General features: G+C 61.9%; 18 protein-coding genes. 11 read left to right on the top strand and 7 right to left on the bottom strand.

Going from position 1 to position 20,684, the window contains the following annotated elements:
- The first annotated feature begins 184 nt into the window (after positions 1-184).
- Positions 185-1,189 carry an aldo/keto reductase gene (locus AC0V8S_RS16535; RefSeq protein ID WP_475438386.1) on the top strand — a complete coding sequence of 335 codons (1,005 nt, stop codon included), beginning with the start codon at positions 185-187 and terminating at the stop codon, positions 1,187-1,189.
- Positions 1,190-1,506: 317 nt separating this feature from the next.
- On the opposite strand, the gene AC0V8S_RS16530 is transcribed toward AC0V8S_RS16535, so the two are convergent.
- From AC0V8S_RS16530 to AC0V8S_RS16515, 4 genes are all read right to left on the bottom strand, one after another.
- On the bottom strand, positions 1,507-2,880 hold the full coding sequence (locus AC0V8S_RS16530) for an NAD-dependent succinate-semialdehyde dehydrogenase (protein WP_475438385.1): 1,374 nt from the start codon (positions 2,878-2,880) through the stop codon (positions 1,507-1,509).
- 144 nt (positions 2,881-3,024) lie between these two features.
- A complete protein-coding gene (locus AC0V8S_RS16525) occupies positions 3,025-3,798 on the bottom strand; it encodes an SDR family NAD(P)-dependent oxidoreductase (RefSeq protein WP_475438384.1) in 774 nt (257 codons plus the stop codon).
- Between the two features lie 85 nt (positions 3,799-3,883).
- Entirely contained in the window at positions 3,884-4,180 is a 297-nt protein-coding gene (locus AC0V8S_RS16520) for a YciI family protein (protein ID WP_475438383.1), read from the bottom strand.
- A 190-nt stretch (positions 4,181-4,370) separates the two neighbouring features.
- Positions 4,371-5,186 carry an SDR family oxidoreductase gene (locus AC0V8S_RS16515; protein ID WP_475438382.1) on the bottom strand — a complete coding sequence of 272 codons (816 nt, stop codon included), beginning with the start codon at positions 5,184-5,186 and terminating at the stop codon, positions 4,371-4,373.
- A 160-nt stretch (positions 5,187-5,346) separates the two neighbouring features.
- Between AC0V8S_RS16515 and AC0V8S_RS16510 the strand changes: the two genes are divergently transcribed.
- The gene (locus AC0V8S_RS16510) at positions 5,347-6,408 is read left to right on the top strand and encodes an AraC family transcriptional regulator (protein ID WP_210308060.1); all 1,062 of its coding nucleotides are present in this window, start codon (positions 5,347-5,349) and stop codon (positions 6,406-6,408) included.
- 306 nt (positions 6,409-6,714) lie between these two features.
- Entirely contained in the window at positions 6,715-7,644 is a 930-nt protein-coding gene (locus AC0V8S_RS16505) for a FecR family protein (RefSeq protein ID WP_475438381.1), read from the top strand.
- Between the two features lie 36 nt (positions 7,645-7,680).
- On the opposite strand, the gene AC0V8S_RS16500 is transcribed toward AC0V8S_RS16505, so the two are convergent.
- Positions 7,681-9,885, bottom strand: a complete 2,205-nt coding sequence (locus AC0V8S_RS16500; protein WP_475438380.1) for a CHASE2 domain-containing protein — start codon at positions 9,883-9,885, stop codon at positions 7,681-7,683.
- Positions 9,886-10,211: 326 nt separating this feature from the next.
- Here AC0V8S_RS16500 and dgoD point away from each other — a divergent pair, with 326 nt between their 5' ends.
- The 8 genes from dgoD to AC0V8S_RS16460 all read left to right on the top strand — a co-directional run bounded on the left by dgoD (position 10,212) and on the right by AC0V8S_RS16460 (position 17,481).
- The gene (gene dgoD, locus AC0V8S_RS16495) at positions 10,212-11,384 is read left to right on the top strand and encodes a galactonate dehydratase (protein ID WP_183461230.1); all 1,173 of its coding nucleotides are present in this window, start codon (positions 10,212-10,214) and stop codon (positions 11,382-11,384) included.
- A 5-nt stretch (positions 11,385-11,389) separates the two neighbouring features.
- On the top strand, positions 11,390-12,166 hold the full coding sequence (locus AC0V8S_RS16490) for an SDR family oxidoreductase (RefSeq protein ID WP_475438379.1): 777 nt from the start codon (positions 11,390-11,392) through the stop codon (positions 12,164-12,166).
- A gap of 22 nt (positions 12,167-12,188) precedes the next feature.
- Positions 12,189-13,172 (top strand): substrate-binding domain-containing protein, encoded by a 984-nt coding sequence (locus AC0V8S_RS16485; RefSeq protein ID WP_095203567.1) that lies wholly within the window; start codon positions 12,189-12,191, stop codon positions 13,170-13,172.
- 107 nt (positions 13,173-13,279) lie between these two features.
- Complete coding sequence (locus AC0V8S_RS16480; RefSeq protein WP_475438378.1) at positions 13,280-14,800, top strand: sugar ABC transporter ATP-binding protein; 1,521 nt, start codon at positions 13,280-13,282, stop codon at positions 14,798-14,800.
- The gene (locus AC0V8S_RS16475; RefSeq protein ID WP_095203569.1) at positions 14,797-15,798 is read left to right on the top strand and encodes an ABC transporter permease; all 1,002 of its coding nucleotides are present in this window, start codon (positions 14,797-14,799) and stop codon (positions 15,796-15,798) included. Before AC0V8S_RS16480 ends, AC0V8S_RS16475 begins: the two co-directional genes overlap by 4 nt.
- Before the next feature lie 2 nt (positions 15,799-15,800).
- Positions 15,801-16,601: a FadR/GntR family transcriptional regulator gene (locus AC0V8S_RS16470; protein WP_475438377.1), complete on the top strand. Its 801-nt coding sequence runs from the start codon at positions 15,801-15,803 to the stop codon at positions 16,599-16,601.
- A gap of 5 nt (positions 16,602-16,606) precedes the next feature.
- The gene (locus AC0V8S_RS16465) at positions 16,607-16,906 is read left to right on the top strand and encodes a hypothetical protein (protein WP_475438778.1); all 300 of its coding nucleotides are present in this window, start codon (positions 16,607-16,609) and stop codon (positions 16,904-16,906) included.
- The gene (locus AC0V8S_RS16460; protein WP_475438640.1) at positions 16,819-17,481 is read left to right on the top strand and encodes an aldose 1-epimerase; all 663 of its coding nucleotides are present in this window, start codon (positions 16,819-16,821) and stop codon (positions 17,479-17,481) included. Before AC0V8S_RS16465 ends, AC0V8S_RS16460 begins: the two co-directional genes overlap by 88 nt.
- A 49-nt stretch (positions 17,482-17,530) precedes the next feature.
- Here the strand turns inward: AC0V8S_RS16460 and AC0V8S_RS16455 are convergent, their stop codons facing one another.
- Together AC0V8S_RS16455 and AC0V8S_RS16450 are read right to left on the bottom strand one after the other, a co-directional pair.
- Positions 17,531-18,427, bottom strand: a complete 897-nt coding sequence (locus tag AC0V8S_RS16455; RefSeq protein WP_475438376.1) for an aminoglycoside phosphotransferase family protein — start codon at positions 18,425-18,427, stop codon at positions 17,531-17,533.
- A 157-nt stretch (positions 18,428-18,584) separates the two neighbouring features.
- Entirely contained in the window at positions 18,585-20,570 is a 1,986-nt protein-coding gene (locus AC0V8S_RS16450; protein WP_475438375.1) for an AI-2E family transporter, read from the bottom strand.
- Positions 20,571-20,684: the final 114 nt, after the last annotated feature.

Genomic DNA, 20,684 nt, shown 5'->3' with positions numbered 1-20,684 from the left:
ATAAACGCCGGACCGCTTTCCGGCCGGGGACCGACCCGCTGGCTCGCGCCTCGATCACATTGCCCGATCACAGTCGCCCGATCACAGTCGCCCGATCACAGTCGATTGAGACAGCTCCGAACACCTTTGGGAATTGAGCGCGCGCGCTATATGGTGCGGCAAAACCCCAACCGGAGCCTCCACAATGACCCTCGCCACACGAAAACTCGGCAGCCAGGGACTGAAAGTCTCTGCCATCGGTCTCGGCTGCATGGGCATGAGCCAGTCCTACGGTCCGGCCGACGAGGCTGAATCCATCGCCACGCTGCACCGCGCCATCGAACTTGGCTGCACCTTCCTCGATACCGCCGAGGTCTATGGCCCGCACACCAACGAGGCACTGCTCGGCCGGGCGCTGAAGGGCAAGCGCGACCAGGTGACGATCGCCACCAAATTCGGCTTCCGCATCGAAAACGGCAAGCAGGTCGGCGGCGTCGACAGCCGGCCCGAACATATCAGAGAGGTTGTCGAAGCCTCGCTCCGCCGGCTCGCCACCGACCATATCGACCTGCTCTACCAGCACCGCGTCGACCCTGATGTGCCGATGGAGGATGTCGCCGGTGCCGTCGGCAAACTGGTCGCGCAAGGCAAGGTGCGCTTCTTCGGACTGTCGGAGGCCGGTGCCGCCAACATAAGCCGGGCGCATGCCGTCTTTCCAGTCTCTGCGCTGCAGAGCGAATATTCGCTGTGGGAACGCAACCTGGAGCCGGAGATCATCCCGTTGCTCAAAAAGCTCGGTATCGGCCTGGTGCCGTTCTCACCCCTCGGCCGCGGCTTTCTCACCGGCGACGTCAAGCGCGCCGAGGACTATCCCGAGAGCGACTACCGCCGCAACGACCCGCGCTACCAGGGCGAAAACTACGACGCCAATGTCGAAGCGGCCACCAAGGTGCGCGACATCGCGGCTGCCCGGGGCGTCAAGCCTGGACAGATCGCACTGGCCTGGGTGCTTGGGAAGGGCAACGGTTTTGGCGTCGACATCGTGCCGATCCCCGGCACCAAGCGCAGACAATATCTGGAGGAGAACATCGCCGCCGCCTCCCTGAAACTCGACGCCGCCGAAATGGCCGCGCTCGACGAGGCGCTCGCGCCAGGAAAAATCTCCGGCCCCCGCTATGGCGAACGCGGCATGGCGATGGTCGACCGGTAGCGCGCTCGGAGCTTGATTCCGAAAGTGAAGCCGGTTTTCTGAAAAAACCACAATCAAACGCTGAGAAGGGCCGATCCCGATTAATATCGCGATTGGCCAGGCCGTAGGGACAGGATTAATCAGCTGGTTGCTTCGATTTCCGAGATCGATGGGAAAGTTTTCGCCGAAAGGTTGCTTTCCGTTTCGGGGCGGACAGTTTGAGGCTTTATCGCTGCCGCGGCTGCCGCGCGTTGGTTCGCAGTCATGCGAACCAACGCTTGACGTCGTGGATTTGATCAGCCTGGGCATCATTCCATGATTGACGCGGCTTTGATGGCCTACTCAGCGCTCACAACGACCAGCTTGCGGTTGACAAACTCCTTGATCCCGGCGTCGCCGAGTTCGCGGCCATAGCCAGACCGCTTGACCCCGCCGAACGGTAGCTCGGGTCGCGACGTTGTCCACATGTTGATGAAGACCATGCCGGACTCGATCCGTGATGACATTCTGCGCGCGCGTTTGATATCCGCCGAAAAGATGCTCCCGCCGAGGCCGAAGTTCGAGTCATTGGCAAGCGCCACCGCCGCATCGTCGTCGTCGACCACGAAAAGCTGTGCGACTGGGCCGAAGAACTCCTGATAGAAGGCGGGGTTGTCCGGGCTCACATCGGTCAGGACCGTCGGTTCGTAAAAGAATCCTGTATAGTCCGCGCGCTTGCCACCAGTCAGAACGGTCGCGCCGTTCGCAACTGCTTCCTCAACCTGACGGCTGAGCCCGTCCAGCCCTTCACGCGAGGCCATTGGCCCGAGGAGCGTTTGCGGGTCCTTCGGGTCGCCCATGGTTGCCCCGCGCATCGCCCCAACAAAGGCGTCGGTAAAGACGTCCGCGATCGAGCGCTGGACGATGAAGCGTTTGGCTGCGCTGCAAGTCTGGCCAGCATTGGCCAATCGTCCGATAACGGCACTTTGAACCGCCTTGCCGAGGTCGGCATCGTCAAGAACCACGAAAACGTCACTTCCACCCAATTCAAGGGTTGATTTCTTCAGCTTCTCGGAGGCGCGCGCCCCGACCTGGCTGCCGGCCCCCTCTGAGCCAGTAAGAGCGACACCTTGGATCCGGTCATCTGCGATCAGTTCGGAAACCTTCGCGGAAGAGATATACAGGTTGGTCACAGCGCCTTCGGGTGCACCGGCCTGACGAACCAAATCTGCAAACACGGCGGCGCATTGAGGCACGATACTGGCGTGCTTGTAGATCACGGGATTGCCGACCGCGATCGCCGGCGCGACAACACGGATAAGCTGGTAGATGGGGAAGTTCCATGGCTCCACCGCAAGCAGCACGCCGACTGGGTGAAACTCAACCCAGCCTTCACCGACATTGCTGTCGACCGGCTGCGGCTTCAGCATCTCGGTGGCTCGATCAGCATAATACCGTGCTATATCGGCACATAGATCGGCCTCCATCTGGCCTTGGAGCAATGGCTTGCCCATTTCCTCGGCCATCGTGTTGGCAAGCCTGTCGCGTTTCTTGGTGATCAACCCCGCGAGTTTGTCGAGAATCGCAAGGCGGGGCGCGCGATCACCGGTGGACCAGTCAGACTTGAAAAGAGCGTGTGCCTTGGCCAGCGCTGCCTCAACTTCGGCGTCGGTATGTTCGGGAAATTCTTGAACTTTTTGCTCTGTGAAGGGGTTGAGGGTTCTGTAAGCCATCGAATTCTCCTTTGGATGTCGAATAGACGCGTGAGCGCAACGAAGCCTCAGAGCCGGACGCCGAGGCTGGGCCCTTCAAGGTGATTAAAGTGCAGCTTGCTAAGTCGCGGCGGCGCCCCACATTTGGGCTTCGACGCTCTTCGTTCAGGGGCGGTAGCGGGGCCCGGGCTGGGAATTGCTAAAGCCAGATGCGAGAATCCCACGCGCCTGCTCGAACGCCTCCCAGGCCGCAATGTCAGGCACTGGCGGGATCGTGATCAGTTCCTTGCGGTCAAACCCGACGAGTGCTGCATCCACCAGATCCTCAACCTCCATGACGTTTGGGACGTTGTTGATGTCGCCACCGGCGCGATCGTAGATTTCCGTTCGCGTGGCGGCCGGCAGCACAGCCTGCACATAAACGCCTTTCGAAGCCACTTCGGCCGCAAGGCTCTGCGTCAGGGTCATCACATAGGACTTCGTTGCCGCATAGACGCCGTGCGCGTATTCGGGCAGCAGTGCCAGGACGGATGCGATGTTGACGATCGCGCCATCCCCCCGTGCGACCATGCCGCCGATGACAGCTGATGTGAGCAAGGTAGGGGCGACAACATTGAGCCGGATCAGTTTGTCCATATCTGCGGGGGCGGCGGCTGCGAAATCGCCGCTCAACGCTGCGCCGGCATTGTTGATGAGTATGTCGATCGGCGGGTCCGCGCGAAGGCGTTGCAGGACCGGTTCAAGTTGAGCGCTGTCGGTCAGATCAGCAGTGATCACCTCGACACCAACGTCGTACGCGTCACGCAGTTCGGCGGACAGCCCGTTCAGACGGTCGGTCGCCCGAGCGACCAGGACAAGGTCGTGGCCGCGAGCGGCTAGACGGCGTGCATAGGTGGCGCCGATGCCGCTGGAGGCTCCGGTTATAAGTGCGGTACTCATGGTGTTTTCCTAAGTTAGGCTGTCACAGCCGATAACCTGCAGGGCGTGTTGGTGAGCCGTGCATGTCTGTTGGGAGACGGAAATATTAGCCACGCGCCTTGAGACTAAGCATGGTGTAATGCTCATAGTGGCCGACGCCATTCTTCACGATCGGATCTTCCGATGTGAGGGCAGCGATATCTTGATCGTCGGCGATTTGGTAAAGCGACACCCCGTAGCCTCCCGTATCGTCAATGACGGGGCCGTGGGCGACGATAAGGCCCTGATCGAGTAGCCTGTTTAAGAAAGCGCCATGCTGGCCCATCCATTCACGCTCGGCGGCGGTCAACGTTGTCAGAAAATCGGCACGCGGCGGTATGTATTTGCAGAGGTAGTACTTCATCTTTGTCTCCTGGCAGGATGGCATCGCAAAGCATTTGACGGCCGTGCGATGCCGGATAAAGGGGGATAGCGAGCAGAACGCGATTCATGATCCTGCGACGCGGGTGCTGTCAGGCTTTCTGTGTGCCTTTGATGAAAGCCGCGATCTGGGCAGAGGTACCTGTCGGGTGTGCTTGACTCTCGATTATGTATCAGGTTCTTTGTTTGGCCGTCGCCACACGCTTCATTATTGAGCTTTCAAACATTTTCGGCGCGTAGTTTTGCAGGAAAAGTATCATCCAGATCATCTTCCCCACCGGGTTGCTGAACTTTGGCTCGTTCGTCCCGATAAGCTTGGTGATGGTATGGATAACCGCATCGGGCTCTTCCGCCGCATCTATATCGGACTGCGTCGCAATTTGTACTTGTTTGCGATAGACATTGTAGTCCGCGATGTTGCCGGCGGCTGACGAGATTGCATTGTGACCGAGGTTGGTTTTGAACCAGACCGGCTCGACCATGCTGACTTTGATGTTAAATTGAGCGAGTTCGAACCGTAGCGACTTGAAATAACCTTCAACGGCGTGTTTTGAGGCCGAGTAGTAGGAAAGGTTCGGTGGGCCGATCAAGGCCACAACAGAGCTGACGGTGATGATCTGACCTTTCTTTTGCCTCCGGAGGTAAGGCAAAATGGCATTCGTAACCTTCACCGTGCCCCAGAAATTGGTCTCAAATTGCCGTCTGCCAAGATCAATAGGCGTCTCTTCGGCTATGCCTGTGAGCATGTAGCCAGCGTTGTTGACCAACACATCAAGTTGCTTGCCATGCTGAAACAGCTCGTCGGCAAACGACCGGATGGAGCTGTCATCGTCGATATCCAGGCGCATAAGTTTGAAGGGCACCTTGGCCGCATATTTTTCCGGATCACGGCTGGTGCCAATGACATCAAGGCCCCGCTTGTGGAGTGTGTTGGCAAGCATCAAGCCAAAACCTGACGATGCGCCCGTTATCAAAACCGTCTTGCTCATTTCATGTCTCTCTTCTGAACAGGCCGCATATTTGCCACCGAACTTGGCGAGCCGCACTCGCCGAACGCGCCAACTTTCAGCGGAACGCGCCAACCTGATGCTGAGGCCTTTGACGCCATCTGCTATTGTCGTGGCGTGATCCGCTTCATAGAATCGGACTATGAATCGTAAAAACAGATCTGCAGCGAATGGCCGACGCGGCTCGGTTTTAGAATACGCGGTTTGGCCGGGCTGGCGGTTGTTGATGCAAGACGCCGGGTTGGCGACGTCACCTGTGTTGCGCCGGGCGCAGTTACCGGGCGATTTGTTTGCGCGAGAAAACGTTCGCCTGGACTCGGAGACCTTCTACAGGCTCTGGGAGGCAATTGGGGCTGAGGCTGGATTCGTTGATCCGGATTTGCCGGCCCCCTTGCGCATTGCCAAAGTGATGTCTTCCGACTGGTTCGATCCAGAACTGTTCGCTGCGTTGTGCAGCGCTAATATGGGCAATGCTCTCGATCGCATTGCGAAGTATGTGCGGCTGATCGCACCCATGGCGATCAAGGTAGAACGCAAGACGGCTGAAGTCATCGTCACGATCGATTTCCTGGACCACACCAAGCACCCGCCAAGCGTCTTTTTGGCGTTCAAGCTGGTATTTTTTGTTCAGCTGGCACGGTTGGCGACGCGCAGTCCTGTGCAGCCGTTGCGAGTGGGTTGGCCGTCGCCGCCAAAAAGTGAATCAGAGTCAGGTCTTTACAGGACCTACTTCGGTGTGCCCGTGACCAGTACGCCATTGGCCACCCTTGTATTCGCGGCGGGGGACATTGAGCGTCCCTTCCTGACGGAAAACAACAATATGTGGTCGTTCTTCGAGCCCGCCTTGCGCCAGCGATTGGCGGACCTGGATAGGACGGCCGGCATGATCGAACGGGTGCGCAGCACGCTGCTCGAGACATTGCCGGCCGGTGAGGTATCGATGCAGGTGGTCAGCCGAAAACTCGGGGTCAGCACCCGCACGCTACAGCGCAGACTGCACGACGAGGGAACCACGTTCCAGGAGACGCTGGACACCTTGCGCGATTCTTTGGCGCGCCATTATTTGCGTACCACCCAAATGTCGAGTGCGGAGATTTCGTTCCTGTTAGGTTTTGAGGATTCTAACTCATTCGCCCGGGCGTTTCATGCCTGGACCGGAAAGACGCCACAGAGGGTGCGAACGGAAATTCGCACTGACCCGTAGCATGCAATCAGGCAGCAGCCCGGTTGTCTTCACGGCGAAATATGAGATGTGAACGGTCCCATCGACTGCTTCGCTTCATCTGGGAGAGAGTCGGCTTCGATCTGAGCGCTCGGATTTTGCCTTAGCCCCCCGCAGCGCCATTGCCAATGTAGTTGGAGGACGACTGGCCGACGAGCGATGCGGTCGAGTTCGTGCCCTCGAGCGTCGCCTGAGCGAGCGCGCTAGGTCCCATTCAAATTGATGTATTCCCCAACGTAAGCATGTGATAGTTAAGAATGTCCTAATGAAAGCATCACGGGGGATGCCATGCCGTCCTTTAGATGGGCTGTTGTTGTCGCGCTTGCCGTGACGCTCAACAATGCGACACCGATAATGGCCGCCGAAACAGTGGGCCAGGCAGTCGTGATCAAGACTGCCGTTACCGGCGCAACCGGACCGCTGGTGGTCAGCGCACCCGTTCATCGCGACGAACGTATCAGGACATCCAATACCGGGCTTGGCCAGTTCGTGTTCCTGGATGGCACCAAGCTGGCGGTGGGGTGGGGTTCTTCCGTCGTCATCGACAAGTACGTGTTCAGCGGTGAGAATTCGGTGAAGAACCTTACCGTCCGCGCCGCCAAGGGAACGTTTCGCTGGATAAGCGGAAGCTCGCCTTCGTCGGCCTACCAGATCGTGACGCCTGCAGGCACAATAGGCGTGCGGGGAACAGCATTCGATGTCCACATCGCGCCCAACGGCACAACCGCCGTCGTGCTCCTGAAGGGGTCGGCCCGTTTCTGCAACGGCGGCGGCTGCAGGGAACTGAAGCGGCGCTGCGATTGTGTGGTCGCGACGCCATCAGGCGCAATGACCGACGTCGTCAAGGTCAATCAATCTGTGCTCACCAGACTCGGCACCTCGCGGGCATTGCCGTTTCTGACCGGCAACCAGCAGCTTTCTGGCAGCTTTAGCGCGACCGGTTGCGGGCTTACGGCCTCCAGTCAGCGTGAGGGCACCGCGCCGCAGCAAAGGCGAGCCTCACCGGCGCCCAATCCGCCCGGCCCACCCAGTCCGGGCACACCCGATCCGCCGAGCCCGCCCAGCCCGCCGGATCCGCCGAGCCCGCCGAGCCCGCCGAGCCCGCCGAGCCCGCCAGGCGACACGGATGACGGCAACAACGGCAATGGAAACGATCCGGGTCACCACGATCCAAGCAATCCCGGAAGAGGCCACGGCAATGGCCATGGCAGGGGATAGCCACTCTTTTTTCTCGGCGCGTCCGGTATTCGACGGTCAGGAATCGGAGCCGAATTGTTGCTCCGCATATCCGGCATTCGCTTCCACCGCCGCTCCCGCCCGTTTGGCAAGAAAATCATCCGGTCTGCGCGATATCCGGCCATAGAAGTCGTGCAAGCCTGCCGGCAGGCTCGCGGCCTTGGCTTTGGCCGCCGCAATGATCTTTCGGCTGCGTGGCGAGCGCGAACGCAACGCCTCGACGATCTTGCCGTGGAGAAGCCGCAACTCCGCAAAATCCGGCGACGAGGCAACATTTTCATCGCCGACGACGGCGTTGATCTTCGTCCTCGCGCTCTTTCCCTTGAGCTCCAGCGATCCCGCGTCGAGCACGGCCCAGCCTGCCAGCGATCGTACTGTGTCGTCGGACGCGAGGATGTCGAAATTCACCATCTTGCACGCTGTCTCGATACGCGCCGCGACGTTCACCGCGTCGCCAACAGCCGAATAGTTGAATCGTGACTCCGCCCCCATGTTTCCGACGCAGGCGATGCCGGTATGGATTCCGATACCGATGCGAACCGTCTGCTCGGCCCCGAATCCGAATGCATCGCTTTCGTTGAGGCGAGCAATCGTCTCGCGCATGGCCAATGCCGCGCGGACGGCCTTGGCAGGATGATCTGCGACATCGACCGGGGCATTCCAAAAGGCCATGATCGAATCGCCGATGAACTTGTCGAGTGTGCCTTCATTGGCGGTGACATGACGGCTGAGCGCGTCGAGAAGCGTGTTCAGAAACCGCACGACGGCTGTGGGCGGCAGTCTTTCGCTGATCTGGGTGAAGTTTCGCACATCGACAAACATCACGGTCAGCTCGCGGTCATCGCCGCCAAGACGAAGTGCGTCGCGCGTGTGCTCGATGCGGTAGAGAAGCGATGGCGACAAATATTGGCCGAAGGCCCGCCGGATCGCGCGCCGCTCCCGGTCAGTCACCAGGAAGCGGAAAGAGGTTGTCGCGAAATGCGTGATCGTGCCCATGACGATCGGCGCAAACGGGTCGAACAGCAGTCCCGCAAGCGAAAAGGCAAGCCATGATGCGACGAGCGCCAGGCCCGTGATCGCCAGGCCGCAGGCGAGCGCAATCGCGGGGCTTACGAAAATCGTGAGAACCACCAGAAGGCTGCCCAGCGTCGCGATCGACGCTATTTCCAGCCCGTTTGCCCAATCGGGCCGCGACAGATAGTGGCCGGACAGTATCTGTTCAACCATCTGCGCGTGGAGCGAGACGCCCGGCACGTTCTCACCGAGTGCCGTGACACGAATATCCTGCAGCCCGGCGGCGGAAGTGCCGACAAACACGATGCTGCCCTCTATCGCGGCCTTTGTTTCGGGCGAGACGCCGCCGGGTGCGAGCACGTCCTTTGCCGAAACATACCGTTCCGCCCTGTCGGGGCTGACATAGAGCCAGAGTTCGCCGGCCGAAGTCACCGGGACAACGAAGTCGCCGATCTTGACGGAGGTCATTATACCCGGCCGGTCCGGCGCGCCGGCAATGACGTAGGTGGAGGCGCCCTGCGCTACCCTTATGGCTTCAAGGGCAAGACCCGGATAAAGCTGTTCGCCATCCGTCAGAAAGAGCGGAGCTGCCCTCACCACGGCGGTCGATCTGCCCGGATTGAGGCTGATATGCCCGATGCCGGCGGCATTGGCCTCAAGCTGCGGCCGCAGCGGTGTGGCTGCCCTGACATGGGGAGGAGCATCGACCGGACTCTCCCCCGTAAAGGCAATGCCAGCCTTCACTTGCGGCCGATAGTTGCCTTCGTTGGAGATGCCGTAACCCAGGATAACTGGCTTGCCGGCGATCGATTGGGCGAAGATTTCGTCATTGTCGGGCAAGCGATCGAGCAAGGCAGGATCGACGCCTGGCACGGCGCGGACGACAGTGCGAGGCGACAGACGATCGGGCTCGGCGAAAACGATGTCGAATGCGATGGCAGCCGCACCAAGCTCCGTCAGTTTGTCGACCAGAGCCGCCATGCGATCCCTGGGCCACGGCCACTGCCCGAACTGCCGCAAGGAAGCCTCGTCGATGTCGACCACGCGGACGGGCATCGGCTCGAACCTGCGAGGTGCCAGTCTCTGATATTGGTCGAACGTCGCTTCGCGGGCCAGCCGCAACGGCTGCGGGTCGCTCGCCCGGACAATGGTAAGCGCCGCGACCAGCGACAAGCCCAGGATGACGCCAGCCAACTGCGCGCGTGTCATGGCTTCTGCACCAGTTGCTGTGCCGCGTACCCTTCCTGCATGGTCCCGCCCCGGGAAATGGCCTTTCGAGCCTCAGGCTAGGCTGCATTGTTCCCAGCGAATTAGCAATCGCTAACCTACCGCCCAACGGAGTAACGCAGGTCCAGCGCCGGCGATTTGCGTCGCCACGAAGAAGCTCGATCGGTTCCACATGATCGGCACCGGTGACGTCAAGCGTGCCGAGGATTGTCCCGAGGGCAACCCGATGCCGCGCTTGACTTGCTCATATGTTTCATAATAAATCATACATAATAAGCTTAAAAAAGACGACGCGTCTGGGAGCATCTATGAAAATTACGGCCATCAAGGCGCTCGTCTGCAATGCGGAAATGCGCAACTGGGTTTTCGTTCGGGTCGAAACCGATGAGCCCGGTCTGTTTGGCTGGGGTGAGGCAACGCTGGAATGGAAGACACGTGCCGTCGTCGGCGCGCTTCAGGATCTTGAGGCACTGCTCGTCGGGCAGGATCCGCGCAATGTGGAGCAGTGCTACCAAATCCTGACGCGCCACGGTTTCTGGCGTCTCGGCGTCGAGGGAATGTCGGCCGTCAGCGGCATCGAGATCGCGCTCTGGGACATTCTGGGCAAGTCGCTGGGCGTCCCGGTCTGGCGGCTTCTCGGCGGCCAGGTCCGCGACCATCTGCGCACCTACACGCATCTCGGCCTCGGCGACATGAAGGCGGTCTATGAGAGCGGGTCGGCGGACACGATCGTCGAACGCGGACGCATCGTCACGCAGGCCGGCTACGACGCGGTCAAGGTCGTCTGCATTCCCTACACCCACTATGTCTCGCCGGCGAAAGCGGTCGACTCCGTCGCCAACATGGTTGGCGCGCTGCGCGAGGCCGTCGGTCCCGATATCGACATCATGGTCGACTTTCACGGACGCCCGGCCTCCGTCAACGCGGCGATGGACTATCTCAAGGCGATCGAACCGGCCCGCATCATGTTCGCCGAAGAGCCGGTGCCGCCCGAAGATGTCGCCGGCCTGGCGCATATCACCGCGCGATCGGCGATACCCATCGCATCCGGCGAGCGGCTGATCGGGCGCCGCGAGTTCACGCAATCGATCGCGGCGCGCGCGTTCAACATTGCCCAGCCCGATATCTGCCATACTGGCGGTCTGCTCGAGACTAAGAAGATCGCGGCGCTAGCGGAAACCGCCGGCATCGGCCTTGCGCCGCACAACCCGCTCGGCCCGATCGCCGGCGTCGCGGCGCTTCACTTCGGCATATCGACGCCGAACGTCATCATCCAGGAGGAGATGTCGGGCGCGGTCGCCTGGTACGACGACGTCGTCACCTGGCCGATCGATCGCAAACCCGGCCGCTGGGACGTGCCCAATCTGCCGGGCCTTGGCGTCACCGTGAATGAAGATGTGATCGCGCGCCACCCCTTCAAGCAGGAAGTGCTGCATGCCCGCAACGCCGTCATGCCCGACGGCACCGTGGTCGATTGGTGAGCGCCATGACAGGCAGGCTTCAGGGAAAGACCGCAATCGTCACCGGCGCCGGTCAGGGCATTGGCGCCGCCACCGCCCGGGCCTTCGCGATGCAGGGGGCAAAGACCGTGATTGCCGAGCTCAATGCGGCAACCGGCAAGGCGCTCGCCGACGAATTGCGTGCCAAGGGCACTGATGCCCTTTTCGTCGAAACCGATGTCACCGACACAGCGGCAGTGGCCGACATGGTGGCAAAGACGATCGCGGCCTATGGCGGCGTCGATGTTCTCGTCAACAATGCCGGCGCCAATGTCTTCCACGAACCTTTGCTGATGCCGGACGAGGAATGGGACCGCTGTCTCAGGCTGGATCTCCAGGCCGCGTGGTTCTGCAGCAGGGCGGTGTTGCCGACGATGCTGGCGAAGGGTTCGGGGTCGATCGTCAACATAGCCAGTTGCCACGCCTTCAAGATCATTCCCCACACATTTCCCTATCCGGTCGCCAAGCATGCGCTGGTCGGCCTGACCCGCTCGCTCGGCATCGAATATGCGGCGCGCGGCATCCGCGTGAATGCGATCGCCCCCGGCTACATCGAGACACCGATCGCGGAAGCCTATTGGAACACCTTTCCAGACCCGGCCGAGGAGAAGCGGCGGGCCTACGATCTTCATCCGCCCAAGCGCATTGGCCGGCCGGACGAAGTTGCAATGACGGCGGTTTTCCTCGCTTCGGACGAAGCGCCGTTCATCAATGCCGAGACGATCACCATCGATGGTGGACGCTCGGTTCTCTACCACGACTGACAACCAAGCAGGGAGGATCCACATGAAAACGACGACAAAGGCTCTGGCAACATTGGCGATACTGGCTGCCGGACTGATGGCTGGCGCGGCAAGCGCCGACGACATCAAGATCGGCTACATCAACAAGATGGGCGAGCATCCATGGTTCGTCGCCGAAGTCGGCGGCGCCAAGAAAGCGGCCGAGGCGGCCGGCGCCACCTTCGTGTCGCAAGACGTCCAGTTCGACTCCAATCTGACGATCACCACCTTCGACACGATGGTCGGCGACGGCGTCAAGGGCATCGCCATCGTCGTTCCCGACAAGGCGCTGGGACCGGTCATCGCCGAGAAGGCCAAGGCGGCGAAAATCCCGCTGGTGGCGGTCGATGACGATATCTACTACCAGGACGGCACCCAGGTCCCCTATGTCGGCATGAATGCCTACAATATCGGTGCGCGGGTAGGCGAAGAACTGGCCAAGCTCTACAAGGCCGACGGCTGGGCCGGCAAGGAGGTGCGTATCGCCTCGATCGAGGACCGCAAGGCCGACACCTGCATGCAGCGCAACAAGGGTGCCGAGGAAGCGTTCCTGAAGGCGGTGCCCGATTTCAAGCCGGCAAACATCCTTCGCGTCCCCTATGACAACACGATGGTCAACGCCATCGACGTCATGACCACCACATTGACGGCCAATCCCGGCGTCACCAACTGGATCTTCTATTCCTGCAACGATGACGGCGTGCTGGGTGCGTCGCGAGCGCTGGAAAATGCCGGCTATGCAGCGGACCAGGGCATGGGCATCGGCATTGACGGCAGCCGCGCCTGCGAAGCCTTCGGATCAGGCAAGCCTTCGGCATTCCGTGGTACGATGTGGCTCAATTCGGCGAACCATGGCGCGTTGGCGGTGAAGATTCTGCTGGCCTCGATCAAGGACGGAACGAAGCTGCCCGTTCAGTCCTTCACCGACCCGGAATACATCACCGCCGGCAATTTTGCGTCGGACTACAAGGCCAAGCTCTGCCACTGAGCCGGACCTGCGTCATGCGTCCCCAGGGGCGCATGACGCTTTCCAGTCGGCAGGTTCGCTGGCTGCAATGCCACCGAACACGGATCGATCCTTGGGAGTGAGCCTTGATGCAATCGGACTTCTTCTCGCTCGACGGCATATCGAAACGCTTCGGCGTCGTGCAGGCGCTCGACAACGTCTCGATCGCTTTCCGGCCAGGCGAGGTGCTCGCTTTGGTCGGCGAGAACGGGGCCGGCAAATCGACGATGATGCGCATTCTCGAGGGCGTGTTCGGGCCGGACACCGGCACCGTGCGGCACGGTTCCACGCCGATCGTTTTCGGCGAACCGCGCGACAGCCACCGGGCCGGAATACGCGTCATCCATCAGGAGCCGGAGATCGTGCCGAACCTGACCGTGGCCGAGAACATTTTCGTCGGCGAATTGCCGCGCCTGGCAGGCGTCCTGCTCGACTGGCGCAAGCTGGAGGAGCAGACCAACCGGGTGCTTGCGACCTTCGGCATGCAGCAGGACATGCGGCCACGCCAACTCTGCGGCACGCTCGGCCCGGCGCAACGCCAGATGATCGAGATCATGCGCGCCATCCGTGCCGGCGGCCGGCTGATCGCCTTCGACGAGCCGACCTCGTCGCTGACCGATGATGAAGCGCGTCGCCTGTTTTCCGTCATCCGCCGGCTGCGCGAGGACGGCACGTCGATCATCTACATCTCGCACCGGCTGAACGAGGTCATCGACCTTGCCGACCGCATTGTCGTGTTGCGCGACGGCAGGCTGGTCGACGATTCGCCGGCGGCCGGCGCCAGCGAGCAGACCATCGCCAAGCTCATGGTCGGCCGCGACATCGCCGATCTGTTCACACGCGAGACCTGGCGGTCCGGGGAACAATTGCTTGATGTGGCGGGATTGACCACCGACCGCGTCAGCGATGTCAGCCTCAGGGTTCGTCGCGGCGAAGTGCTCGGCATCGCCGGCCTTATGGGTGCGGGCCGCTCCGAACTGGCAAAGGCGATTGTCGGCTATGACCGGCGCATCGCCGGCACCATAGCCATGAACGGCGTGCCCGTTCTCCCCAACAGTCCGCATGCGGCGATCGTCGCCGGCATCGGCTTTGCTCCCGAAGACCGCAAGCACGAGGCGTTGCTGCTGTTCCGAAGCATTCTCGACAACGCAGCACTTTGCGTGCCCGACAAGACGTCGAGCTTCGGCTTCTTTAACCGGCGCAAGGCGCTGGAGATTGTCTCGCCGCTGGCAGCCAAGATGTCGATCAAGGCACCCAACCTCGACGAGCAGGTTTCGAAACTGTCGGGCGGCAATCAGCAGAAGGTCGTTCTGGCGCGCTGGCTTGCCCGGCAGCCGATGCTGCTCATCCTTGACGAACCGACGCGCGGCATCGACATCGGCGCCAAGGTGGAAATCTATCGGCTGATCGACGAGCTCGCGGCAAGCGGCATCGGCATCATCCTGATTTCCTCGGAAATGCCGGAACTGATCGGCCTCGCCGACAGGGTTCTTGTCATGGCGGGAGGCCGCATCACGGCAGAACTTGCCCGCCCCGGCATCGACGAGGCGACGATCCTCAAACACGCCATGCCGCAATCCGCACCAGCGCCCGGAGACCACTTTCAATGAACAGCCTCGAGCTTCGCGCATCGAAAGCGCAGACCGACGCCAGGGGCGTTTCCACGCGCCTTGTGGAGCGCCTTGGCGTTCACAACATCAGCCTTCTGGTGGCGCTCGCCATTCTCGTTGTCATCTTCGGTTCGCTGCGCGGCGATGTGTTCTTCTCCAGCCGAAACCTGCTCAACATCGGTCTCGGCATCACCATTCTCGGCGTGCTGGCGATGAGCCAGACCGTGGTCATCGTCGGCGGCGGTCTCGATATCGCCGTCGGCGCCACTGTCGGTCTGACCACGGTCTCGACGGCAATGGCCATCCAGGCGACCGGGTCGCCGGCGGCCGGCATCGTTGCCGGCCTGGTGCTTGGCGGTCTTGCCGGTCTCGTCAACGGCATCATCATCACCTATGGGCGGGTCAACGCGGTCATTGCCACGCTCGGCACCATGGCGATCTTTCGCGGCATCGCCTTCATCATGTCCGACGGCCAGTCGATCGCCATCTTCAGCGACACGTTCCGGTTCATCGGCATCGGACGCATCCTCGGCCTGCCGTTGCTGGTCTGGATTCTGGTGCTGACGGCGATCGCATTCCACCTCTTCCTCGCGCGCTCGATTGTCGGCCGCAACATCTATGCGCTCGGCGGCAATCCCGTGGTCGCTCGCTTCTCCGGCATCAACATCAACCGCTACCGCGTCGGCATCTACATCATGAGTGGCGTTGCCGCCGGATTGGCCGGGATCCTGCTGGCTGCCCGTACCGGTTCGGGTCAGCCCGTATCCGGATCCCAGGGCCTGGAACTCGAGGCCATCACCGCGGCCGTGCTGGGTGGCTGTGCCTTGCAGGGCGGCAAGGGCACGATTGTCGGCGCGCTGCTCGGCGTCGCCATCATTGGCGTGCTCAACAACGGAATGATACTGACGTCCGTGCCAACCTTCTATCAATTGCTTGCAAAAGGCTCACTGCTGATCCTTGCTGTGGTCATTGCCGAATACCACTTGAACAGGACATGACGATGGGCGCGGCGACCGCTGCAATCGATCAAGGCAAGCAGGACCTTCCTGCCGGGGATGGCGCCACCTTGTCCCTGAAGGATCGCATCGCACGCGATCTCGGACAACGCATCCTCGCCGGCACCTACGCACAGCACGCGGTCCTGCCGACGGAGGCTGAACTGTGCGTCATCTACGGCGCCAGCCGCACAGCACTTCGCGATGCGCTGCTGACGCTTTCGGCCAAGGGCCTGATCGAGGCGCGCAAGCGGGCCGGCACGCGTGTGCGCGTGTCGAGCGAATGGAACAGGCTTGATGCGCAGGTTCTCGAATGGATGCGCGATATCGAGCCTGATCTCGATTTCGTCCGCGGCTTGATCGAGGCGCGGCTGGTCATCGAGCCGGCCGCCGCCCAGCTTGCCGCCAGGATGGCGACCTCGGGCGATCTCGCGGTGATCGAAGCCGCCTATGAGGCCATGCGCATTGCGCCGGAGGACGACCTCGCAGCCTGTCTCGATGCCGATGTCCGCTTTCATACCGCCATCCTGCGCGCCAGCCGCAACCCGGTTTTCGCCAATCTCGGCAACATGCTGGCAGCCGCGCTCAGCTTCTCTTTCCGACTGACCACATCGGCCACCGCCAACTATCAGCAGACGCTCAGCGCCCATGGCGATGTGCTGGAAGCAATCCGCATGCGCAGGGTCGACGACGCTCACAACCAGATGAAGGCGCTGATCGGCATCGCCTCGAACGACCTTCTCGCCGTCGCGCGCAAGGGCCGCCACCAACAGCCGGTCCCCGCTGCCGGTGCCGATCCCATCTGAGTTCGATGATCCGGACCATTGAAATTCGAAATGGCGACCTGTCCGCCGAAATCGTTCCGTCGCTTGGCGCCGGTCTGGCGCGGTTCGACCATGGCCGCACGCCGCTGTTCAGGCCATGGCCTGACGGCGGCAGCACGAACCCATTCGATCTCGCCTGCAACCTGCTCGTGCCATGGTCAAATCGCATCTCGGGCGGCGGCTTCGCCTTCGACAACACATTCCACGAATTGTCCCCAACGTTGCCGGCGAGCCCTTTCCCATTCACGGCAATGGATTTTCAAGCGCATGGGACGTCGATAGCCTGATGCCGGACAAAGCCAGGCTGTCGCTCGTCAGCGAAGGGCCCGGTCCATATCGGTATCGCGCCGAGGTGGCTTACGCCCTGACCGAACGGGCGCTCGATGTGCAGCTTCAGGTCCGCAACGGGGCGCCGGTCAGGCTGCCGTTCGGGCTTGGCATCCATCCGTGGTTGCCAAGAACAGCCCTGACAACGCTTCACGCCCCGGCGTCACAGGTATGCCTCGAACTGCCCAGCCATCTCCCCGACAGGTTCGAGGATGTCGCAACCTGTCCCGATTGGGATTTCGCCACGCCGGCCGCCTTGCCCGGCGGTTGGATCAACAATGCTTTTGCCGGCTGGGCCGGCGTCGCTTCCCTATTTTGGCCAGAGCAAAATCGCGGCCTCAGGATCGAAGCATCCCCGGCTCTGAGCTTCTATCTCATCTATTCGCCATCGCAGGCGAGCGACTTCGTCTGTTTCGAGCCGGTCAGTCATGTCGTGGATGCCCACAATCGCGGTTCGGTCGACAAGTGGAACGGATTGTCGGTGCTTGGCCCTGGCGAGAGCCTGGTGGCCAGTTGCAGCTTCGCTGTCATATAGAGCGACCAGCATGGCCGCGGCGTGCCCGGCGCGCGCCGACAACCAGGGCTCAGATGTCAGGATCGTCGAGAATGCGAGAGAGCGTGCTGCGCCCCAGCGCACTCATGGCGGGGTTGGTGCGACGGTAATACCAGACGAGACCCATGGCCTGCTGGAATGCCCAGGCAGCACCGCGCTTCCACAAGAGGTCCTCGACTTGAAGACCGCTCCGAAAGGTCGCCCTTCGCTCGCGGTCGAGAAGATGCCACACGGCCACCAGATCCAGCGACGGATCTGCTGGTCCGAAACTGCCGCCATCAAGCACTCCGACAAGACGCGCGCCCCGCACGAGAAGGTTTGGTGGGATAAGGTCCTTATGACTCATCACGACAGGCCCAGCGGAGGGCAACTCCCGGAACCGGGCCCACAGATCGCGCAGTCGAGCCACATCAAGAAGGCCCTCGCTGTTTTCAAGGCAAACAGCCATCCAATCGTCATGATCGGGGAGATGTCCACCACGTCCTTGCCCGTCGAAGCGTCGACCTCGCGTGTCGGCCTGGCGCAACGATGCCACGAGGTGTGCAAGGTCAAGGGCGAACGCCGTCGATCCACTTAGCCCGTGTGGCGTGGCAACCTCGCCTTCGATCCACGTCTGCAATGCCCATGGCATTGGATATCGAGGACCGGGCTCGCCGAGCCCAATCGGTTGCGGTGTCGGAAATAAGCAATGTTCTCCGATCTCGACCATGGCAGCGGCCTCCGACCGAAGCATATCGGCGCATTCGGCCCGCTTCATCGCTCGCAGCGGGAACCGCGCAGCGCTCTTAGAGCCAATGCGGAAGATGGCGTTGACGGTTCCCGACGATCCAACTGAGGTGATGTCCTCATGACGATACTGGGGAAACTGATCGTGGATCATCTGGCGGGCGATATCGATGTCGATATTCACCTGATCGTCATGCATCATGAGTTCTCGTCCTGCCGAACTCGACATCAAGGGCAAAAGCGCCGAATGCGCAACAGAGATCGGAATATCGGCTTCTGAAGTCGGACGGGACCTTGCGGCGGACGTCTTCGGTGAAACGCATCCCCACCAGCGCACTCGCAGGGATCAGGTTTCGCCCCTAACCCGCCGCCGCAGCCGCCACCTTCCTCGGCGCAGCTCGCTGCCGGCGCATGCGGCGTTTGGCGACGAGTTTGAGGGCAACCGGCGGCTCGGTCGACAGCGCGCCCGTGACGGCGTCGACCATGCCATGCGCGACGAAATCCGCGTTGATGTCCTGGGCCAGTTTGGCCGCCGCTTCCTTGTCGTCGTTGCCGGTCTCCGACCAGAACACGATCCCCACCCGAAGTGCGGCCTTCGCCCGCTTCAGCCGGCGAACCAGGAAGCGGGCGTGCTTGACGGAATCGCGGTTGAGGAAGCCGACCACCACGGCGTCGATGGTTTCGAGCTCGAGCCGGCGGATGCTGGCGGGTTCCATGTCGGCAAAGCCAACTTTCGACGCGGTCGCGCCCTGGACTTCCAGCACCTGCGCCAGCATTGCTGCGGCGGCATCGTCGAGTTCCCCTCGCCCGCCGGCGCAAAGCACCGACATACCAGTGCCGTCGGGCAGCTCGGCCGCGTCCTCGCCAGCGGCATCGCCGGGCTCGTCCGCCTCCCCGGAGATGTGCGGGCTTTCATCCTCGGCCGCTTCCTCCTTCGCATCGTCTTCGAGATTGGTCACCAGCGTCAGCGCACTGGCCGCCACTTGCCGCCTCTGCAGGTCGCCCATGACGCCGCGCACGCGGTCGCGCTCGCCCAGCAGAAGCGCCGGGATGGCCACCTCGTCGTAGAATTCGACCAGATATTTTTCCTCGAGCATCTCTTCGGCATGGTCGGTGGCTTCGTCCGGATCGCCGGCCAGCAGCCGCTGGTAGAGGCGCGCATGCGGTTCGAGCACCGGCTCGTTGCCGAACAGCACGTCGAGGAATTCAAACTGCGGCACATGCCTGCCCAGCACCACCAGGCAGACGGTGAGCGGCGTCGACAGCACCAGCCCGAGCGGTCCCCACAGCCACGTCCAGAAGATCGCCGCAACGATGATCGCCAGCGGCGACAGCCCGGTTCGCGACCCGTAAAGCCAGGGTTCGACGACGTTGCCGGTGACCAGCTCCATCACCACGAACAGGGCGGCCGTCCACGCGACGAGCTCCCAGCCGGGGGCCACGGCCAGCGCCAGGAACAACGGCAGCAACGCGCCGATGACCGGGCCGATATAGGGAACGAAACGCAGCGCCAGCGCCAGCAGCCCCCACAGCAAGGCATTGGGGATGCCGAGGATCCACAGCCCGATCGCGATCGGTATGGCGTAGACGATGTTGACGACCAATTGCATCAAGAGATAGCGACCGACGCGCTTGCCGGCATCGCGAAGCGCCTCGGTGGTGCGGTGCAGGTCGCCATAGCCGACAAGGCGGATGAAGCGGTCGCGCAAATCCTCCCGCTCGAGCAGCATGAAGATGACGACAACGATGATCAGGCCTGCGGACCCGAGCGGACTGATAAGCGGGCCGACAATGTTCTGCAGAACTTCGAGCGGCCTTTCACGCGCAACGATCTCGACGGGCACGGGCTCGCGCGGTGGCTTGTCCGGCGTGGCAGCCGGCAGCGTGGCGTCCTGCCTGTCGATCTCCTGGCCGACACGCTCGACCACGGTGCTCAACCGCGAAATGATCCCGCCCCCGACGCCGGTTTGCTTGAGCGAGCGGATCTTGGTTAGGATGTTGGTCTGATAGACCGGGATGTTCTGCGCCAGTTCGCTGACCTGCGTGGCGACAATGAAGCTGAACAGCGCAAGCGCCGCGAAGGCGCCGAGCACACTGGCGATGACCGCGGCGATCCGGGGAATGCCGACCCGTTTGAGCGCCGAGACCAGCGGCGCCAGTGCGAAGGTCAAGAGCAGCGCTATGGCGATCGGCAGGAAAACCTCGCGCCCGAAATACAGCGCCGCCACCGTCGTGACGGTGGTCGCCACATTGGGCAACACGGTTCGCGGATGGGGCGCGGCGGCCGCAAGAATGTCGTCCAGCCCTTGAGGCGCCGACGCCGTGCCGTTTCGACGATTGGCCACTCTTTGATGTCTCCCCCTGCCAACAGCATGGTCTGATATATTGAGCCGGCGTGCAACCTTCGCCAACGGCAAGGCGCTGATACTCAACGGGCAACAATCCGGATGGCTCCCACA

The organism is Mesorhizobium oxytropidicola, from assembly GCF_056174625.1.
The sequence above is the reverse complement of the archived record's forward strand: the minus strand, read 5'-3'. Positions and strand labels throughout refer to the sequence as shown.

What these genes read in the sequence shown, in the direction of transcription:
- AC0V8S_RS16535 (WP_475438386.1), top strand. Translation starts at nt 185, where the DNA reads ATGACCCTCGCCACACGAAAACTCGGCAGCCAGGGACTGAAAGTCTCT.
- AC0V8S_RS16530 (WP_475438385.1), bottom strand. Translation starts at nt 2,880, where the DNA reads ATGGCTTACAGAACCCTCAACCCCTTCACAGAGCAAAAAGTTCAAGAA.
- AC0V8S_RS16525 (WP_475438384.1), bottom strand. Translation starts at nt 3,798, where the DNA reads ATGAGTACCGCACTTATAACCGGAGCCTCCAGCGGCATCGGCGCCACC.
- AC0V8S_RS16520 (WP_475438383.1), bottom strand. Translation starts at nt 4,180, where the DNA reads ATGAAGTACTACCTCTGCAAATACATACCGCCGCGTGCCGATTTTCTG.
- AC0V8S_RS16515 (WP_475438382.1), bottom strand. Translation starts at nt 5,186, where the DNA reads ATGAGCAAGACGGTTTTGATAACGGGCGCATCGTCAGGTTTTGGCTTG.
- AC0V8S_RS16510 (WP_210308060.1), top strand. Translation starts at nt 5,347, where the DNA reads ATGAATCGTAAAAACAGATCTGCAGCGAATGGCCGACGCGGCTCGGTT.
- AC0V8S_RS16505 (WP_475438381.1), top strand. Translation starts at nt 6,715, where the DNA reads ATGCCGTCCTTTAGATGGGCTGTTGTTGTCGCGCTTGCCGTGACGCTC.
- AC0V8S_RS16500 (WP_475438380.1), bottom strand. Translation starts at nt 9,885, where the DNA reads ATGACACGCGCGCAGTTGGCTGGCGTCATCCTGGGCTTGTCGCTGGTC.
- dgoD (WP_183461230.1), top strand. Translation starts at nt 10,212, where the DNA reads ATGAAAATTACGGCCATCAAGGCGCTCGTCTGCAATGCGGAAATGCGC.
- AC0V8S_RS16490 (WP_475438379.1), top strand. Translation starts at nt 11,390, where the DNA reads ATGACAGGCAGGCTTCAGGGAAAGACCGCAATCGTCACCGGCGCCGGT.
- AC0V8S_RS16485 (WP_095203567.1), top strand. Translation starts at nt 12,189, where the DNA reads ATGAAAACGACGACAAAGGCTCTGGCAACATTGGCGATACTGGCTGCC.
- AC0V8S_RS16480 (WP_475438378.1), top strand. Translation starts at nt 13,280, where the DNA reads ATGCAATCGGACTTCTTCTCGCTCGACGGCATATCGAAACGCTTCGGC.
- AC0V8S_RS16475 (WP_095203569.1), top strand. Translation starts at nt 14,797, where the DNA reads ATGAACAGCCTCGAGCTTCGCGCATCGAAAGCGCAGACCGACGCCAGG.
- AC0V8S_RS16470 (WP_475438377.1), top strand. Translation starts at nt 15,801, where the DNA reads ATGGGCGCGGCGACCGCTGCAATCGATCAAGGCAAGCAGGACCTTCCT.
- AC0V8S_RS16465 (WP_475438778.1), top strand. Translation starts at nt 16,607, where the DNA reads ATGATCCGGACCATTGAAATTCGAAATGGCGACCTGTCCGCCGAAATC.
- AC0V8S_RS16455 (WP_475438376.1), bottom strand. Translation starts at nt 18,427, where the DNA reads ATGATGCATGACGATCAGGTGAATATCGACATCGATATCGCCCGCCAG.